Below are 15,898 nucleotides of genomic sequence, written 5' to 3'. Positions count from 1 at the left end.
GGCTCCTTCGCAAATCTTGGCCGTCATTGCCGCGAAGGCGGGAACGACGGCTAGGTGGGGCGGTTCACGGATCGTACCCGCTGGTCTATGGCCCCGAAGATAGACCGGGATTGTGCATCGAGCATCTCGATGCGGATGCGATCGCCGTCGCGCATGAAGCCGGTGCTCGGCTTGCCGTCGCGAATCGTCTCGATCATGCGCAGCTCGGCGATGCACGAATAGCCGCGACCGCCGTCGGCGATCGAAGAGCCGTGCGCAGTTCCCTGCTTGTTCGAGACCGTGCCCGAGCCGATGATGGTTCCGGCCTCGAGCCTGCGCGTGCGCGCCGCATGCGCGACGAGCTGGCCGAAATCGAAAGTCATGTCTTCGCCAGCCTCGGGCTTGCCGAACAGCCTGCCGTTGAGATGGCTCAACAGGGGACGATGCAGCTTGCCGTCGCGCCAAGAGTCGCCGAGTTCGTCGGGCGTGACGGCGACCGGCGAGAACGCCGAAGCCGGCTTGGACTGGTAGAAGCCGAAGCCCTTGGCGAGTTCGCCCGGGATCAGGTTGCGCAGCGAGACGTCGTTGACGAGCATCAGCAGCCGCAGCTGCGACAAGGCCTGCTCGGAGTTCACGCCGCGATCGACATCGCCCGTGATGACCGCGACTTCGGCCTCGAAATCGATGCCCCAATCCGGGTCGGCGACGATGTCGTCGGTGGGCGCGAGAAAGCGATCGGAGCCGCCCTGGTACATCAGCGGATCGTGCCAGAAGCTTTCGGGCAGCTCGGCTCCGCGCGCACGGCGCACGAGCTCCACATGGTTGACGTAGGCGCTGCCGTCCGCCCATTGATAGGCGCGTGGCAAGGGTGAGTCGCAGGCGCTCGCATCGAACGCGAAGGCGCCGATCAGCTCGCCGCGGTTGAGCGGCCCGTACAGGGCCTGCAACGTCGGCTCGATACGGGGCCAGTCGTCGAGCGCGCTTTGCAGGGTCGGCGCGATGTGATCGACGCGCAGGGCACTGCGCAGATCGCGCGATACCAGAATCAATGCGCCGTCGCGCCCCGAGCGCAGGCTCGCGAGTTTCATGACGCGGTCTTCTTGGTGTGTTTTTCATGCAGCCACGCCGCGTGGCGCGGGGCCTTCTTCGTGCGGCTCCATTCTTCGAGCATGGCCGGTGCGACTTCGTGCAATTGCGCCATCTGCCCGGGCGTGCAGGTGTTGGTCGTCAGCTCGATGCGGTGGCCGTTCGGGTCGAAGAAATAGATCGAGGTGAAGATGCCGTGATCGGTCGGTCCGACGACGGACAGGCCTTCGCGCTGCAGGCGAGCCTGCGCCTCGCGCAACTCGTCGAGGCTGCCGAGTTCGAAGGCGATGTGCTGCACCCAGTCGGGCGTGTTCGCATCGCGGCCCATGTCCGGTGCGTTCGGCAGCTCGAAGAAGGCGAGCACGTTGCCCATGCCGGCGTCGAGAAACACGTGCATGTATGGATCGGGCGCGCCGGTCGAGGGCACGGTGTCCTCGGCGATGGCGAGCACGAAGTCCATGCCGAGCACGCGCTGGTAGAACTCGACGGTCTGCTTCGCGTCGCGGCAGCGATACGCGACGTGGTGGATGCGTCGCAGGTTCATGGCCTTCATGCGCGCTCCTTCGGCTTCAGCACGCCGCGTTCGATCTGGTCGCGCTCGATCGATTCGAACAGCGCCTTGAAGTTGCCTTCGCCGAAGCCGGTGTCGCGCTTGCGCTGGATGAACTCGAAGAAGATCGGGCCGACCATCGCCTCCGAGAAGATCTGCAGCAGCAGGCGCGGTTCGCCACCTTCGGTGGTCCCGTCGAGCAGAATGCCGCGCCGCTGCAGCTCATCGACGGGTTCGCCATGACCCGGCAGGCGCTGGCCGAGCATCTGGTAGTAGGTCGCCGGCGGCGGCGTCATGAAGCGCAGGCCGCGCGCCTTGAGCCGGTCCCAGGCTTGAAGCAGATCGTCGCAGGCGAACGCGATGTGCTGGATGCCTTCGCCGTTGTAGGCCATCAGGAACTCTTCGATCTGGCCCTTGCCGCCTTGCGATTCCTCGTTGAGCGGAATGCGGATGCGGCCGTCGGGCGCCGTCATCGCCTTGGAGGTCAGGCCGGTGTATTCGCCCTTGATGTCGAAGTAGCGAATCTCGCGAAAGTTGAACAGGCGCTCGTAGTAACGGCTCCAGAAAGCCATGCGGCCGCGATAGACGTTGTGCGTCAGGTGATCGATCACCGAAAAGCCGCAGCCCTCGGGCTGGCGCTCCACGCCCTCGATAAAGCGGAAATCGATGTCGTAGATCGAGCTGCCTTCGTCGTAGCGATCGATCAGGTACAGGGTGGCGCCGCCGATGCCGCGGATCGCGGGCAGTCGCAATTCCATCGGCCCGGTCGGAACGTCGATCGGCTGCGCTCCGAGTTCGAGAGCGCGCTGGTAGGCCTTGGCCGCGTCCTTGACGCGAAACGCCATGCCGCAGGCCGAGGGGCCATGCTCTTCGGCGTAGAACGCGGCCGGGCAGTTGGGCTCGTAGTTGGCGATGAAGTTGATGCCGCCCTGGCGCCAGAGGTCTACCTGTTTGGATCGATGCGTGGCCACGCGCGTGAAACCCAGGGTCTCGAACACCGGTTCGAGCTGGCTTCGGTCCTGCGCCGCGAACTCGACGTACTCGAAGCCGTCGAGGCCCATGGGGTTTTCGAACAAATCCGACATCGCCGTCCTCCGCGGTGTTCGCCGGCCTCGGCCGCGCGACTCGTTGATCGTCTCTCGAGGAAATGCTACTGCTGCAAGGGCGGTGGATTTCTTCTATTTCATGCGGAAAGACGGAGTAGAGTGGCTGAATCCTCCTCTCGGGAAGCATCCAGTGACGGATTCCACCTCAAAGCTCGACCGCGGCCAAACTCGCATCCTCTACGAGCTCCAGCGCAACGGCCGGCTGTCCAACGTCGAGCTTGCCCAACTGCTCGGCATGTCGGAGTCGCCGTGCCTGCGGCGCGTCAAGCAGCTCGAGCAGGACGGCGTCATCGCCGGCTACCTCGCCCGGCTCGACCAGCGCAAGCTCGGGCTGCCCGTGACGGCCTACGTGCAGGTGTCGATCGACAAGCAGGACGACCGGCTGCGCGAAGGCTTCATTGCGCGCGTGCAGGCCGAGGAGCACATCATCGAATGCCATGCGATGACCGGTACTTCGGACTTCATGCTCAAGGTCGTCGCGCGCAGCATCGACCATTTCTCCGACATCGCCATGCGCGGCATCCTGCGCTGGCCCGGCGTGCGGGGCATCGAGTCGCAGTTCAGCCTCGAAGTCGTCAAGGCCAACGGACCGCTGCCGGTTTCGACGCGCGAGGTCGATTAAACGTAACGGGTGACGTCAATCGGAACCGGGGCTCGATGGGGCGGAGATCTTTCGCTCGTCCCTGTGGCGGATGCGGCTTCATGACGGTAGTGTCATCTTCATGACACCAAGAGCGCCTCGACGGCGCCCGCCGGGGGGAGCGCATGGGTATCGACATTTCCAGCAGCCGCAGGAAGCCATCTTCGTTTCGTCGAGCCGGCCTGCTCGCGCTGGCGGTTGCCTCGACCTTGCCAGCCTGTGCGATGACCCCCGATTCGGCCAGGCAGAAAGTGCTCGAAGCCGAGCTCGCCGAGCGCGGCTGGCGGGCGGGCGAGGAGGTGCGCTCGGTCAACGGCTACAACGTGCAGGGTTTCCAACCGATCGATGACCGGCACGTGATCCTCGATGCCGGGATCACGCGCCAGTACCTGATCACCACCGCCAGTCCGTGCCGCGACCTGCAATACAACGAGCGCCTGCGCGTTTCGACCAACGTGGCGAACGAACTCACCACGCTCGACACGGTGTATGCGCTCGACCCCACCGGCCGCCAGGCTTGCCCGATCGCCCGGCTGCAAAGGCTGGAGAGGATCAGCTCGGCTCAATAGGCGGCGCTGGGCCGCGCGGGCCGTGTCTGCTGCGGCGGATGATCAGTGCGCGGTTCCGGCAGCCGCCTTGGACGTCGCCGATGTGTTCGTTTCCCGCGTCGCCGCGTTCGGGACCGGCTGCGGATGGAACAGCCTGTCGAGCGCCAGGTAGACCACCGGCGTCGTGAACAGCGTGAGCAGCTGGCTCAGCAGCAGGCCGCCGACGATCGCGAAGCCGAGCGGCTGTCGAAGTTCCGAGCCCATGCCGAGGCTGAACATCAGCGGCACGGCGCCGAGCAGGGCGGCGAGCGTGGTCATCATGATCGGACGGAAGCGCACCAGGCAGGCCTTGTGCACGGCCTCGCGCGGCGAAAGACCTTCCTCGCGCTGCGCATGCAGGGCGAAATCGACCATCAGGATGCCGTTCTTCTTGACGATGCCGATCAGCAGCACGATGCCGATCATCGCCATGATCGAGAAATCGAAGCCGAAGGCCGACAGCATCCAGATCGCGCCGATGCCCGCGGACGGCAAGGTCGACAGGATCGTCAGCGGATGCACGAAGCTCTCGTACAAAACGCCGAGAATGATGTAGACCGCGAGCAAAGCCGTGAGGATCAGCACCGGCTGACTGGCGAGCGAATCCTGGAAGGCCTGCGCATTGCCACGGAAGCTGCCGCTGTATTCGGTCGGCATGCCGATCTCGGCCTGCAGCGCCTGCACCATGTTGACGACGTCGCCGAGCGCATAACCCGGCGCGAGGTTGAACGAGATGTTCGCCGACGGAAACAGCCCATCGTGCGCGATCGACAGCGGCCCCGCCGCAGTCGGCTGCACGCTCGCGAGCGCGGACAGCGGCACCATTTCGCCGGTCAGCGGCGAGCGCAGGCGGAAGTAGTCGAGGCTGTTGATGCGACCGCGCAGCGCCGGATCGATTTCGAGGATGACCTTGTACTGATTCGTCTCGGTCTGGTACTCGCTGATCTGGCGCTGGCCGAAGGCGTCGTAAAGCGCCTGGTCGATATCGGCGGTCGACAGCCCGAAGCGCGCAGCGGCGGCGCGATCGATGACGAGCTTGGTGACGGCGGCGCCGAGCTGCAGGTCGCTCGAGACATCGCGCACCATCGGCGAGGACTTCATGCGATCGACGAGCAGGTCCGCCCAGCGCGTCAGCCCGTCGCTGTCGGGTCCTTTGAGCGCGTAGAGAAACTGCGCACGCCCGGTGCGGCCGACGTTGACTTCCTGGTTGGTGCGCAGGAACAGCTGCACGCCCGGGACCTGCGCGGCCTTGGCGCGAATGCGGCTGATGAACTCCTCGGCGCTGACGTCGCGATCCTCGATGTTCTTGAGCGAGATCAGGAAGGTTCCGTTGCTCATCGAGTTGCCGCCGAAGCTTCCGCCGATCGACTGGATCATGCCGTCGACGGCCGGATCGGCCAGCAGGATGTCTTCGAGCAGCTTGTTCTTGACGCGCATGTCGTCGTACGAGATGTCTTCGGCCGCCTGCGAGTTGCCGAACACGAAGCCGGTGTCCTGGATCGGGAAGAAGCCTTTCGGAATCTTCACGTAGCTGTAGACCGCGAGCGCGAGCGTCGCCGCGAACACGCCGAGCATGATGCGCTGGTGCTCGAGCGTCCACGCCAGTCCGCGATCGTAGAGCGCGATCAGGCGCTCGGAGAATCCGCCGGGCTTGTGCGCCGGAGCCGATTTCATGAAGCGCGAGGCGAGCATCGGCGCGAGCGTGAGCGAGGCGACCACCGAAATCAGGATCGCGGCCGTCAAGGTCAGCGAGAACTCGCGGAACAGGCGGCCCACGGTTCCGCCCATGAACAGCAGCGGGATGAACGCCGCGACCAGCGAGAAGCTGATCGTCACGACCGTGAAGCCGATCTCGGAGACGCCCTTCAGGGCCGCGTGGCGGAACGATTCGCCGGCTTCGAGATGCCGATGAATGTTTTCGACGACGACGATGGCGTCATCGACGATGAAGCCGACGCCGACGATCAGCGCCACCAGCGTGAGGTTGTTGAGCGAAAAGCCCAGCGCGTACATCGCCGCGGCGGTGGCGATCAGCGCCACGCTGAGCACGGCCGCGACGATCGCGGTGGCCGACAACTGGCGCAGGAACAGGCCCATGACCAGGATCACGAGGCCGATGGTGATCGCGAGCGTGAGCTCGACCTCGTGCAGCGAGGCGCGCGTGGTGCGCGTGCGATCGGACAGCAGCTCGAGCTCGACGCCGGCCGGCAGCAGCGTGCGCAGCCGTGGCAGCTCGGCGATGACCTGGTCGGCCACTTCGATCAGGTTCGCACCGGGCTGGCGGCGCACGATCAGGCCCACGCCGCGCTCGCCGTTGATCCAGGCGGCCTGGTAGTCGTTCTCGGACCCCTGGATGACTTGTGCCACGTCGCCGAGAAACACCGGCAGGCCGTCGCGGTAGCTCACGACCAGGCCCTTGTAATCCTCGGTGCTGAAGATCTGGTCGTTGGTGGCGATCGTCGAGATGCGCTGCGAGCCGTACAGCGCGCCCTTGGCCTGGTTGACGCTCGCGTTGCGGATCGCGCTGCGCAGGTCGGCCAGCGTGAGGCCGAAGGCGGCGAGCTTTTCGGGCGCGGCCTGGATGCGCAGGGCGGGCTTGCGCTGGCCGTACAGATCGACCGTGGCGACGCCTGCGACCTGCGAAATCTGGCGCGCGACGAGGGTTTCGGCGAGGTCGGACAGCTCGGTCAGCGGCAGCAGCGTCGACTGCATGCGCAGCATCAGGATCGGGCCGTCGTTCGGATTGACCTTGCGCCAGGTCGGCAGGCTCGGCAGGTCCGAGGGCAGGCGGGCGGTGGCCGCGTTGAGCGCGGCCTGCACTTCCTGCGCGGCCACGTCGATGTCCTTGTCGAGCGTGAACTGCATGGTGATGCTGGTGCTGCCGAGCGAGCTGTTCGAGGTCATGTCGGTGATGCCCGGCACGCCGGACAATTCCACCTCGAGCGGCGTGGCGATCGACGAGGCCATGGTCTCCGGACTCGCGCCGGGCAGGCGAGCGCTGACGTGGATCGTCGGCAGGTCGATCTCGGGCACCGCCGCGACCGGCAGCAGCGGAAACGCGAGCAGGCCCAGAAAGATCACGCCGACCGTCATCAGCACGGTGGCGATCGGGTGTTCGATGAACCAGCCGGACAGGCCGGGGCGCGTGAGGCTTTGCTGGGCTCGGCTCAGATGGGGCTGCGAGTCGTTCTGCATGGTCGTTCCGCGGATGCGGTTGCGAGTGGGGCCGCGGCTTGCCGAAGATCGTGGAGCGCGCGCGAGATCGTGGGCCGCATACTGCAACAGCGACTCTGTTCTCTGGTTGTCGCCAAGCTTGCAGGAATGTCAGCTGGCGACGCGGCTGCCGACCGTTCTTCGGGTGGCGCACGATACCACCCGCGGTTCATCGCTCCCGGCGCGCTCCGATGAAATTCGCGCATGGAACCTGCGGCTTTTGCATAGCGTTTGACGCCGCGCCGGTGGCGGGATCACCGAGGCGAGGCCGACGGTGTCCATCCCGGACGATGAGGCCTGGATTGAACGACGACGGCCAGCGGGCACGGGCCGCACATGCGGACAAAATGCGATCGAGTCGTGCCAAACGCAGCCTCGGTGCCCGTCGCAGACGGCAAGCGTTCAAAAAAGCACGCAAAGCGACAAGACCGCCCCCACCCTTGGACACGAGTATGGCCTCCGTCGCCCCTACTCACTCAATCGAAGGAACCGAACGATGTCCATCAAGGCCACACCCACTCCCGGCGCCAAGCTCCTCACGCCGACCGATCACGCGCTGATCCTGATCGACTTCCAGTCGCAGATGGCGTTCGCCACCAAGTCGATCGATGCCGTGAACCTGCGCAACAACGCGGCGCTGATCAGCAACGCCGCCGCCGGCTTCAAGGTTCCGACCATCCTGACCACCGTCGCCGAGAAGAGCTTCTCGGGCCCGATGTTCTCCGAGATCACCGATGCGTTCCCGGGCCAGAAGCTGCTCGATCGCACCTCGATGAACACCTGGGAAGACGCCGCCGTGATCGATCGGGTCAACGCCATCGGCAAGACGCGCCTGGTGTTCGCCGGCCTGTGGACCTCGGTCTGCATCGTCGGGCCGACGCTGTCCGCGCTCGACCAGGGCTTCGAGGTCTACGTGATCGCCGATGCCTGCGGCGACGTTTCCGACGAGGCGCATGAGCGGGCGATGGAGCGCATGATCCAGGCCGGCGTGCGTCCGATGACCTCGCTGCAGTACCTGCTCGAACTGCAGCGCGACTGGGCGCGCGGCGAAACCTACGAGATGACCACCGGCTACGCCAAGAAATTCGGCGGTGCCTACGGCCTCGGCGTCACCTACGCCAAGACCATGTTCAACGCGCACGAGGGTTGATCACCATGAGTACGTTCAAGACCAGCGACGGCACCGAGATCTATTTCAAGGACTGGGGCAGCGGCAAGCCGGTTCTGTTCAGCCACGGCTGGCCGCTCGACGGCGACATGTGGGAAAAGCAGATGCTGTTCCTGTCGCAGCGCGGCTATCGCACGATCGCCTTCGATCGGCGCGGCTTCGGCCGCTCGAGCCAGCCCTGGGATGGTTACCACTACGACCGTTTCGCCGATGACATTCACGAGCTGATCGAGCATCTGGGCCTTTCCGAAGTCACGCTCGTGGGCTTCTCGATGGGCGGTGGCGACGTGACGCGCTACATCGCGCGCCACGGCAGCAAGAAGATCGCCAGGCTCGCGCTGCTCGGCGCGGTGACGCCTTACTTCATCCGGAGCGCGGATCATCCTGAAGGCGTTCCGGCCGAGGTGTTCGAGGGCATCGCGGCTGGCCTGACCAAGGATCGCGCGCAGTTCATCAGCGACTTCGCGACTCCGTTCTACGGCATCAATCACGGCCAGCAGGTTTCGGCCGGCGTGCTCACGCAGACGCTCAACATCGCGCTGCTGGCCTCGATCAAGGGCACGCTCGACTGCGTCACCGCGTTCTCCGAAACCGACTTCCGCCCGGACATGGCGAAGATCGATGTGCCGACACTGGTGATCCACGGCGACGACGACCAGATCGTGCCGTTCGAAGCCACCGGCAAGCTCGCCGCGCAGATGATCGGGGGCGCCCAGCTCAAGGTCTACGCGGGCGCTCCGCACGGCTTCGCGGTGACGCATGCCGATCAGCTCAACGCCGATCTGCTGGCGTTTCTGCAAGGTAGCTGAGCAAGCCTTTCTCCCTCTCCCACCGGGAGAGGGCCGGGGTGAGGGACTCTCGGAAACAGCAAGCCGGCTGATGACCGGGATGCCCTCATCCGCCCCTTCGGGGCACCTTCTCCCGCAGGGAGAAGGCAAGCACCCCAACGACTCGTGGAATGCCGATGAAACCCTACCTGTTCTCGCTGGCCGCCGGTCTTCTGGTCGGCGTCATCTACAGCCTGCTCAATGTACGCTCGCCGGCACCGCCCGTGATCGCCTTGATCGGCCTGCTCGGCATCCTCGTCGGTGAGCAGATTCCGCCGCTCGCACGTCAATTGCTGCAGAAAGAGACGGCTGCGGTGTCGTGGCTGGGCCATCAAGTGAAACCCCATGTCTTCGGCCACCTGCCGCAAGGGACCAAGACGGCGCGCAAGGAGCAAGCATGAGTACGGAAACACAAACCCGGGCCACGCCCGATCTGATCCTGCATCGCGGCCTGTTCGTCACGCTCGATCGCAAGAACCCGACCGCCGACGCGGTCGCCATCAAGGACGGCAAGTTTCTCGCCGTCGGCCGCAGCCACGAGATCATGGCGCTGGCTGGCGACAGCACCAAAATCATCGACCTGCGCGGACGCCGCGTGCTGCCCGGGCTGATCGACAACCACCTGCACATCATTCGCGGCGGCCTGAATTTCAACCTCGAACTGCGCTGGGACGGCGTGCGCTCGCTGGCAGATGCGATGGCGATGCTCAAGCGCCAGGTCGCGATCACGCCGGCTCCGCAGTGGGTGCGCGTGGTCGGCGGCTTCAGCGAGCACCAGTTCGCCGAGAAGCGTCTGCCGACGCTCGAAGAACTCAATGCGGTGGCGCCCGATACGCCGGTCTTCATCCTGCATCTCTACGATCGCGCGCTGCTCAACGGCGCCGCCTTGCGCGCCGTGGGCTACACGCGCGATACGCCGAACCCGCCGGGCGGCGAGATTCTGCGCGATGCCAGCGGCAACCCCAACGGCCTGCTGCTGGCCAAGCCGAATGCCGGCATCCTGTATTCGACGCTCGCCAAGGGCCCGAAGCTGCCGCTCGAATACCAGATCAACTCCACGCGCCACTTCATGCGCGAGCTCAACCGCCTCGGCGTGACCGGCGCGATCGATGCGGGCGGCGGCTTCCAGAATTATCCCGAAGACTACGAGGTGATCCAGAAGCTCTCGGAGGAAGGCCAGCTGACGATTCGCCTCGCTTACAACCTCTTCACGCAAAAGCCCAAGCAGGAGAAGGACGACTTCCTGCGCTGGACGCAGTCCGTGAAGTACCAGCAGGGCGACGATTACTTCCGCCACAACGGCGCCGGCGAAATGCTGGTGTTCTCGGCGGCGGATTTCGAGGACTTTCGCCAGCCGCGTCCGGACATGGCGCCGGAGATGGAAGGCGAGCTCGAAGATGTGGTGCGCATCCTCGCGCAGAACCGCTGGCCCTGGCGCCTGCACGCCACTTACGACGAAACCATCAGCCGCATGCTCGATGTCTTCGAGCGCGTGAACCAGGACATTCCGCTGCAAGGCCTGAACTGGTTCTTCGATCACGCCGAAACCATTTCGGAGCAGTCGATCGATCGCATCGCCGACCTCGGCGGCGGCGTCGCCGTGCAGCATCGCATGGCCTACCAGGGCGAATACTTCGTCGAGCGCTACGGTCACGGCGCGGCCGAAGCGACGCCGCCGGTTTCGAAGATTCTGCAGGCGGGCGTGAAGGTTTCGGCCGGCACCGATGCCACGCGCGTGGCCTCGTACAACCCCTGGGTTTCGCTGTCCTGGCTCATCACCGGCAAGACCGTCGGCGGCATGCAGCTGTATCCGCGTCGCAACTGCCTCGATCGCGAGCAGGCGCTGCGCATGTGGACCGAGAACGTCACCTGGTTCTCGAACGAAGAAGGAAAAAAAGGTCGTATCGAGGCGGGGCAGCTCGCCGATGTTGTCGTGCCGGATCGCGATTTCTATTCCTGCGCCGAAGACGAGATCGCCGATACCACCTCGCTGCTGACGATGGTCGGCGGCAAGATCGTCTACGCGGCCGGCGAGTTCGCCCCGTTCGACGAAGCGGCTCCGCCGCCGGCGATGCCGGACTGGTCTCCGGTGCGCACGTTCAAGGGCTACGCGGCCTGGGGCGATACGTGGCCCGCATCGCAGCAGCAGCGTGTCGCCGCCGCGAGCTGCGCCTGCTCCAACAGCTGCGGCGTGCACGGCCACGCGCATGCGACGGCCTGGTCGAGCAAGCTGCCGATCTCCGACCTGAAGAGCTTCTGGGGCGCGCTGGGCTGCGCTTGCTGGGCGGTCTGATGCGAGACCTGCATCGTGTGATCGCGAGTGAGGCGCTGCGCCGGCTCGCCTTGCTCGCGCTCTGCGCCGCGTATCTGCAAGGCGGCTGGAACAAGCTCGTCGACTTCGCTTCCGCAGTCGCGGAGATGCAGCATTTCGGCCTGGCGCCGGCGGCGCCGCTCGCGGCGCTGGTCATCGCGCTCGAACTCGGCGCCTCGCTGATGATCGTGAGCGGCTTCGGGCGCTGGCTGGCCGCGCTCGCGCTCGCAGCCTTCACGATCGGCGCCACCTTCGTCGCCAATCGCTATTGGACGCTGGCTGCGGGGCACGAGCGTTTCATGATGGCCAATGCGTTCTACGAGCACCTGGGCCTGGCCGGCGGCTTCCTGCTCGTCGCCTGGATGGATCTGCAGCCGCGCAAGGAAAACCAACCGTGAGTGCCAATGCCTCGGGCAGCTTCGCTCCGCTCAAAAGACCGGTGTTCGCCGCCTTGTGGGCGGCGACCGTGCTCGGCAACACGGGCAGCTTCATGCGCGACGTCGCGAGCGCCTGGCTCGTCACCGACCTGTCGCCGAGCCCGGCTGCGGTGGCGATGATCCAGGCCGCCGCGACCTTGCCGATCTTCCTGCTCGCGATTCCGGCCGGTGTGCTGTCGGACATCCTCGATCGCCGGCGCTTTCTGATCGCGGTGCAGCTCATGCTCGCGCTCGTGAGCCTGAGCCTGCTGCTGCTCTCGCGCGGCCAGATGCTGACGATCGAGCTGCTGATCGCGCTGACTTTCGCGGGCGGCGTCGGCGCTGCGCTGGTCGGCCCGACCTGGCAGTCGATCGTGCCCGAGCTGGTGCCCAAATCCGAGCTGCGCAATGCGGTGGCGTTGAATTCGCTGGGCTTCAACATCGCGCGCGCGATCGGTCCCGCGGCCGGTGGCCTGCTGCTCGCGAGCTTCGGCCCTTCGACGACCTACGGAGCCGACGTCGCGAGCTATGCGCTGGTGATCGCGGCGCTGCTCTGGTGGAAGCGCTCGCCGCATGCGGATGACGGCCTGTCCGAGAATTTTCTCGGCGCCTTCCGTGCGGGTCTGCGCTACGCGCGATCGAGTCGCGACCTGCATGTCGCCCTGCTGCGCGCCGCGGTGTTCTTCCTGTTCGCGAGCGGGGTCTGGGCGCTGCTTCCGCTGGTCGCGCGCCAGCTGCTCGGCGGTGGCGCGGGCTTCTATGGCCTGCTGCTCGGCGCGGTCGGCGCCGGTGCGATCGGCGGCGCCGTGCTGCTGCCGAAGCTGCGCGAGAAGGCGGGTTCGGACACGCTCGTGCTCGGCGCTTCGATCGTCGCCGCAGCCGTCATGGCGCTGCTTGCGCTCGCGCCGCCCAAACCGGTCGCGGTGGTGCTGCTGCTGGTGCTCGGTGCGGCCTGGATCGCGGCGCTGACGACGCTCAATGGCGTCGCGCAGGCGATCCTGCCGAACTGGGTCCGCGGTCGCGGGCTCGCGATCTACCTGATGGTGTTCAACGGCGCGATGACGGCCGGCAGCTTGCTGTGGGGCACCGTCGGCAGCGGCATCGGCGTGCCGGCGACGCTGTGGGTGGCGGCGGCCGGGCTCGTGGTGATCGCGCTGATCTTCCATCGCGTGAAGCTGCCGAGCGGCGAGGTCGACCTGGATGCATCGAATCACTGGCCCGAGCCCCTGATGGCGGAGCCGGTGGCGCACGATCGCGGCCCGGTGCTGATCCTGATCGAGTATCGCGTGGAGACACGGCAGCGCGGCGAATTCCTGCGCGCCCTGTACAGGCTCGAGCCCGTGCGGCGTCGCGACGGCGCCTACGCCTGGGGCATCACCGAAGACGCCGCCGATCCGCAGCGCTACGTCGAGTGGTTCCTGGTCGAATCCTGGGCCGAGCATCTGCGCCAGCATCGCCGCGTCTCGCACGCGGGCGCCGACGTGCAGGGCGAGGTCCTGCGTTTCCATGTCGGCGATGCCCCACCCAAGGTCGATCACCTGCTGAGCATTCCCGAACGCATGGCGCGTTCCTGAGCATGGGCTCCCAGGCCTGCGGCATGCTGCTGCTCGCGCTCGCCGCACTGAGCGCGAGCGGCTTCGCCCAGGCGCAGACGCGCCCGGCGATCGAATCGAATCGCTGGCACGAGGACTGGTCCGCGCTGGCCGATCCGGACTTGCGCACGCAGCCGCTCGACGATCTCAAGTACCTCGCGCTGCCGGCGCTCGATCCGCAGGCCTATCTCTCGCTCGGAGCTAACCTGCGCGAGCGCCTGGTGACGCAGCAGGAGCCGGCCTTCGGCATCGGACGCGAGGGCGACAGCTACTTGCTGCAACGCGCCCAGCTGCATGCGGACCTGCACTTCGACGAGCATTGGCGCGCTTTCGCGCAGATCGAAGACGTGCGCGCCTTCGATCGCAAGGCCCCGGTGCCGACCGACGACAACCGCTTCGACCTGCGCCTGGCTTTTCTGATGAGCGAGCATCGGCTCGGTGACGGCCTGCTCAAGACGCGCGTCGGCCGGCAGGATTTCCTGTTCGACTTGCAGCGCTTCGTGTCGCTGCGCGACGGCCCGAACCTGCGCCAATCCTTCGATGCCATCTGGGCCGATTACGAACTCGAACCCTGGAGGCTGATCGGCTTTCTGAGCCGGCCCGTGCAGTATCGCGACGACCAGGCCTTCGATGACCGGTCCGACCGGCATTTCGTTTTCCACACGCTGCGGCTCGAACGCCACGTGCTCGGAGACAACGAGCTCTCGGGCTACTACTCGCGCTACGAACTCGACGACGCCGGCTTTCTCGATGCCAGCGGCAATGAGCGTCGCGACGTGTTCGATCTGCGCTTCGCGGGCAAGAAGGCCGGCCTCGATTGGGACTTCGAAGGCATGTGGCAAAGCGGCCGCGTCGGCGATGCGGACGTGCGTGCCTGGGCCGTCGGTGCGAAGGCGGGTTATAGCCTTGCGTCGATGAAGCTCAAGCCGCGCATCGGCCTGCAGGCGGACGCCGCATCGGGCGATCGCAAAGCCGGCGACGGGCGCTTGCAGACCTTCAATCCGCTGTTTCCGAACGGCGGCTATTACTTCAGCGATGCCGGCTATACGGGCTACGTGAACCTGATCCATGTGAAGCCTTCGCTGACGATCACGCCGGCCGCGCCGCTCAAGCTGGCCGCCGCGCTCGGGCTGCAATGGCGGCAGACCGCAAGCGATGCGGTCTACGTGCAGCCCGACGTGCCGGTGCGCGGAACCGTGGGCGAGGGTGGCCGCTGGACCGGCGCCTACCTGCAACTGCGCGCGGACTGGAAAATCAACGCGCAGCTGTCGGCCGCCGTCGAAGGCGTGCACTACGATGTCGGCCAGGCACTGCGCGCCGCGGGAGGCCAGGACAGCGACTATCTCGGCGCGGAGTTCAAGTTCGCGTGGTGAGCACAATGCAGCAGGAGCGGCCGCTGCTGGCTCGCTTGTCGATCGCGATGTTCGGCATGGTCATGGGCGTCGGCGGGCTCGCGAATGCCTGGAGTTCGGCGCATCAGGTGTTCGCGGTGCCGGAGCTGATCGGCGAAGTGCTGCTCGTGCTGGCGCTGGCGATCTTCGCCGTGCTCGTCTGCGTTCACGTCGCCAAGCTGTTGTTGCAGCGCGAAGCGGTGGTCGAGGAGTTTCGCCATCCGCTGCGATCGAGTTTCTTCCCGGCCGTATCGGTCGCGAGCATGGTGCTCTCGGTCGGGCTGCGCACGCACAGCGAACCCGCCGCACAGCTGCTGTGGTGGTTCGGTGCGGGCCTGCATCTGCTGCTCGCGCTCACGCTGATTCGTCGCTGGATCATGAAGCCGCAGGACGAAAGCATCCTCACGCCGGCCTGGTTCATTCCGGTGGTCGGCAACATTTTCGTCCCACTCGGCGGCGTGCCGCTCGGGCATGTCGAGATCAGCTGGTTCTTCTTCTCGGTGGGGCTCGTGCTCTGGGTCGCGTTCTTTCCGATCGTGCTGCATCGCGTGCTGTTTGCACCGGCGCTCAGCGAACGCAGCGTGCCGACGCTGTTCATCCTGCTCGCGCCGCCTTCGATCGGGCTGTCGGCGATCCTGTTGTTCTCGCACGGCGTCTCCGGCCCGCTCGTGGAGATTCTCTACTGCTTCGCCTTGTTCCTCGCGCTGCTGCTCGCCAGCCTGCTGCGCCACGCGGTGCATGGCCCGTTCTTCATGAGCTGGTGGGCGATGACGTTTCCGGTCGACGGCTGGGCCGGCGCGGCGCTCGCGTTTCATCACGCCCGGCCGTCGGCTTACACCGATTACACCGATTACACCGATTACGCCGATTACACCGATTACACCGAGGCGATCGCCTGGCTTGCGCTGATCGCGGCGACCTTGATCGTCTGCGCCGTGGCATGGATGACGATGCGGCACCTGCTGAGCGGCAAGGCGTTTCACGAAGATTGAAGCGCATCGCGAGAACGCCCGGTTCGCTCGTCGGGTGGGT

Annotated in this window: 14 protein-coding genes; 10 read left to right on the top strand and 4 right to left on the bottom strand. The window is 66.0% G+C overall.

Going from position 1 to position 15,898, the window contains the following annotated elements; all coding sequences use genetic code 11:
* Nucleotides 1-50 precede the first annotated feature (50 nt).
* The 3 genes from WQQ_RS21095 to hppD are packed head-to-tail and all read right to left on the bottom strand — an operon-like array spanning nt 51 to nt 2,700.
* On the bottom strand, nt 51-1,067 hold the full coding sequence (locus WQQ_RS21095; protein ID WP_007187294.1) for a fumarylacetoacetate hydrolase family protein: 1,017 nt from the start codon (nt 1,065-1,067) through the stop codon (nt 51-53).
* Nucleotides 1,064-1,609, bottom strand: a complete 546-nt coding sequence (locus WQQ_RS21090; protein ID WP_157534849.1) for a VOC family protein — start codon at nt 1,607-1,609, stop codon at nt 1,064-1,066. The genes WQQ_RS21095 and WQQ_RS21090 overlap by 4 nt, the downstream gene beginning before the upstream one ends.
* 5 nt (nt 1,610-1,614) lie before the next feature.
* On the bottom strand, nt 1,615-2,700 hold the full coding sequence (gene hppD / locus WQQ_RS21085) for a 4-hydroxyphenylpyruvate dioxygenase (RefSeq protein WP_007187292.1): 1,086 nt from the start codon (nt 2,698-2,700) through the stop codon (nt 1,615-1,617).
* Between the two features lie 151 nt (nt 2,701-2,851).
* Here hppD and WQQ_RS21080 point away from each other — a divergent pair, with 151 nt between their 5' ends.
* Nucleotides 2,852-3,343: an Lrp/AsnC family transcriptional regulator gene (locus WQQ_RS21080; protein ID WP_007187291.1), complete on the top strand. Its 492-nt coding sequence runs from the start codon at nt 2,852-2,854 to the stop codon at nt 3,341-3,343.
* 143 nt (nt 3,344-3,486) lie between these two features.
* Nucleotides 3,487-3,930, top strand: coding sequence for a DUF6491 family protein (locus WQQ_RS21075; RefSeq protein ID WP_007187290.1), 444 nt, complete (start codon nt 3,487-3,489; stop codon nt 3,928-3,930).
* 42 nt (nt 3,931-3,972) lie between these two features.
* On the opposite strand, the gene WQQ_RS21070 is transcribed toward WQQ_RS21075, so the two are convergent.
* On the bottom strand, nt 3,973-7,143 hold the full coding sequence (locus WQQ_RS21070; RefSeq protein ID WP_007187288.1) for an efflux RND transporter permease subunit: 3,171 nt from the start codon (nt 7,141-7,143) through the stop codon (nt 3,973-3,975).
* 514 nt (nt 7,144-7,657) lie between these two features.
* Here WQQ_RS21070 and WQQ_RS21065 point away from each other — a divergent pair.
* The 8 genes from WQQ_RS21065 (at nt 7,658) to WQQ_RS21030 (ending at nt 15,858) form a co-directional block, all read left to right on the top strand.
* Complete coding sequence (locus tag WQQ_RS21065; RefSeq protein ID WP_007187287.1) at nt 7,658-8,311, top strand: hydrolase; 654 nt, start codon at nt 7,658-7,660, stop codon at nt 8,309-8,311.
* Between the two features lie 5 nt (nt 8,312-8,316).
* Entirely contained in the window at nt 8,317-9,138 is an 822-nt protein-coding gene (locus WQQ_RS21060) for an alpha/beta fold hydrolase (protein ID WP_007187286.1), read from the top strand.
* A 155-nt stretch (nt 9,139-9,293) separates the two neighbouring features.
* Nucleotides 9,294-9,557: a XapX domain-containing protein gene (locus WQQ_RS21055; protein ID WP_040455478.1), complete on the top strand. Its 264-nt coding sequence runs from the start codon at nt 9,294-9,296 to the stop codon at nt 9,555-9,557.
* Nucleotides 9,554-11,449, top strand: coding sequence for an amidohydrolase (locus WQQ_RS21050; RefSeq protein ID WP_007187284.1), 1,896 nt, complete (start codon nt 9,554-9,556; stop codon nt 11,447-11,449). Before WQQ_RS21055 ends, WQQ_RS21050 begins: the two co-directional genes overlap by 4 nt.
* Complete coding sequence (locus WQQ_RS21045; protein WP_007187283.1) at nt 11,449-11,865, top strand: DoxX family protein; 417 nt, start codon at nt 11,449-11,451, stop codon at nt 11,863-11,865. The genes WQQ_RS21050 and WQQ_RS21045 overlap by 1 nt, the downstream gene beginning before the upstream one ends.
* On the top strand, nt 11,862-13,457 hold the full coding sequence (locus WQQ_RS21040; protein ID WP_007187282.1) for an MFS transporter: 1,596 nt from the start codon (nt 11,862-11,864) through the stop codon (nt 13,455-13,457). Before WQQ_RS21045 ends, WQQ_RS21040 begins: the two co-directional genes overlap by 4 nt.
* Nucleotides 13,458-13,459: 2 nt before the next feature.
* Complete coding sequence (locus tag WQQ_RS21035) at nt 13,460-14,848, top strand: alginate export family protein (RefSeq protein WP_007187281.1); 1,389 nt, start codon at nt 13,460-13,462, stop codon at nt 14,846-14,848.
* Nucleotides 14,849-14,853: 5 nt separating this feature from the next.
* Nucleotides 14,854-15,858, top strand: coding sequence for an SLAC1 anion channel family protein (locus tag WQQ_RS21030; RefSeq protein WP_007187280.1), 1,005 nt, complete (start codon nt 14,854-14,856; stop codon nt 15,856-15,858).
* Nucleotides 15,859-15,898: the final 40 nt, after the last annotated feature.

Origin of the sequence: Hydrocarboniphaga effusa AP103 (genome assembly GCF_000271305.1) — a bacterium.
Lineage (GTDB): Bacteria > Pseudomonadota > Gammaproteobacteria > Nevskiales > Nevskiaceae > Hydrocarboniphaga > Hydrocarboniphaga effusa.
This window is presented reverse-complemented; position numbering and strand designations above follow the sequence as displayed.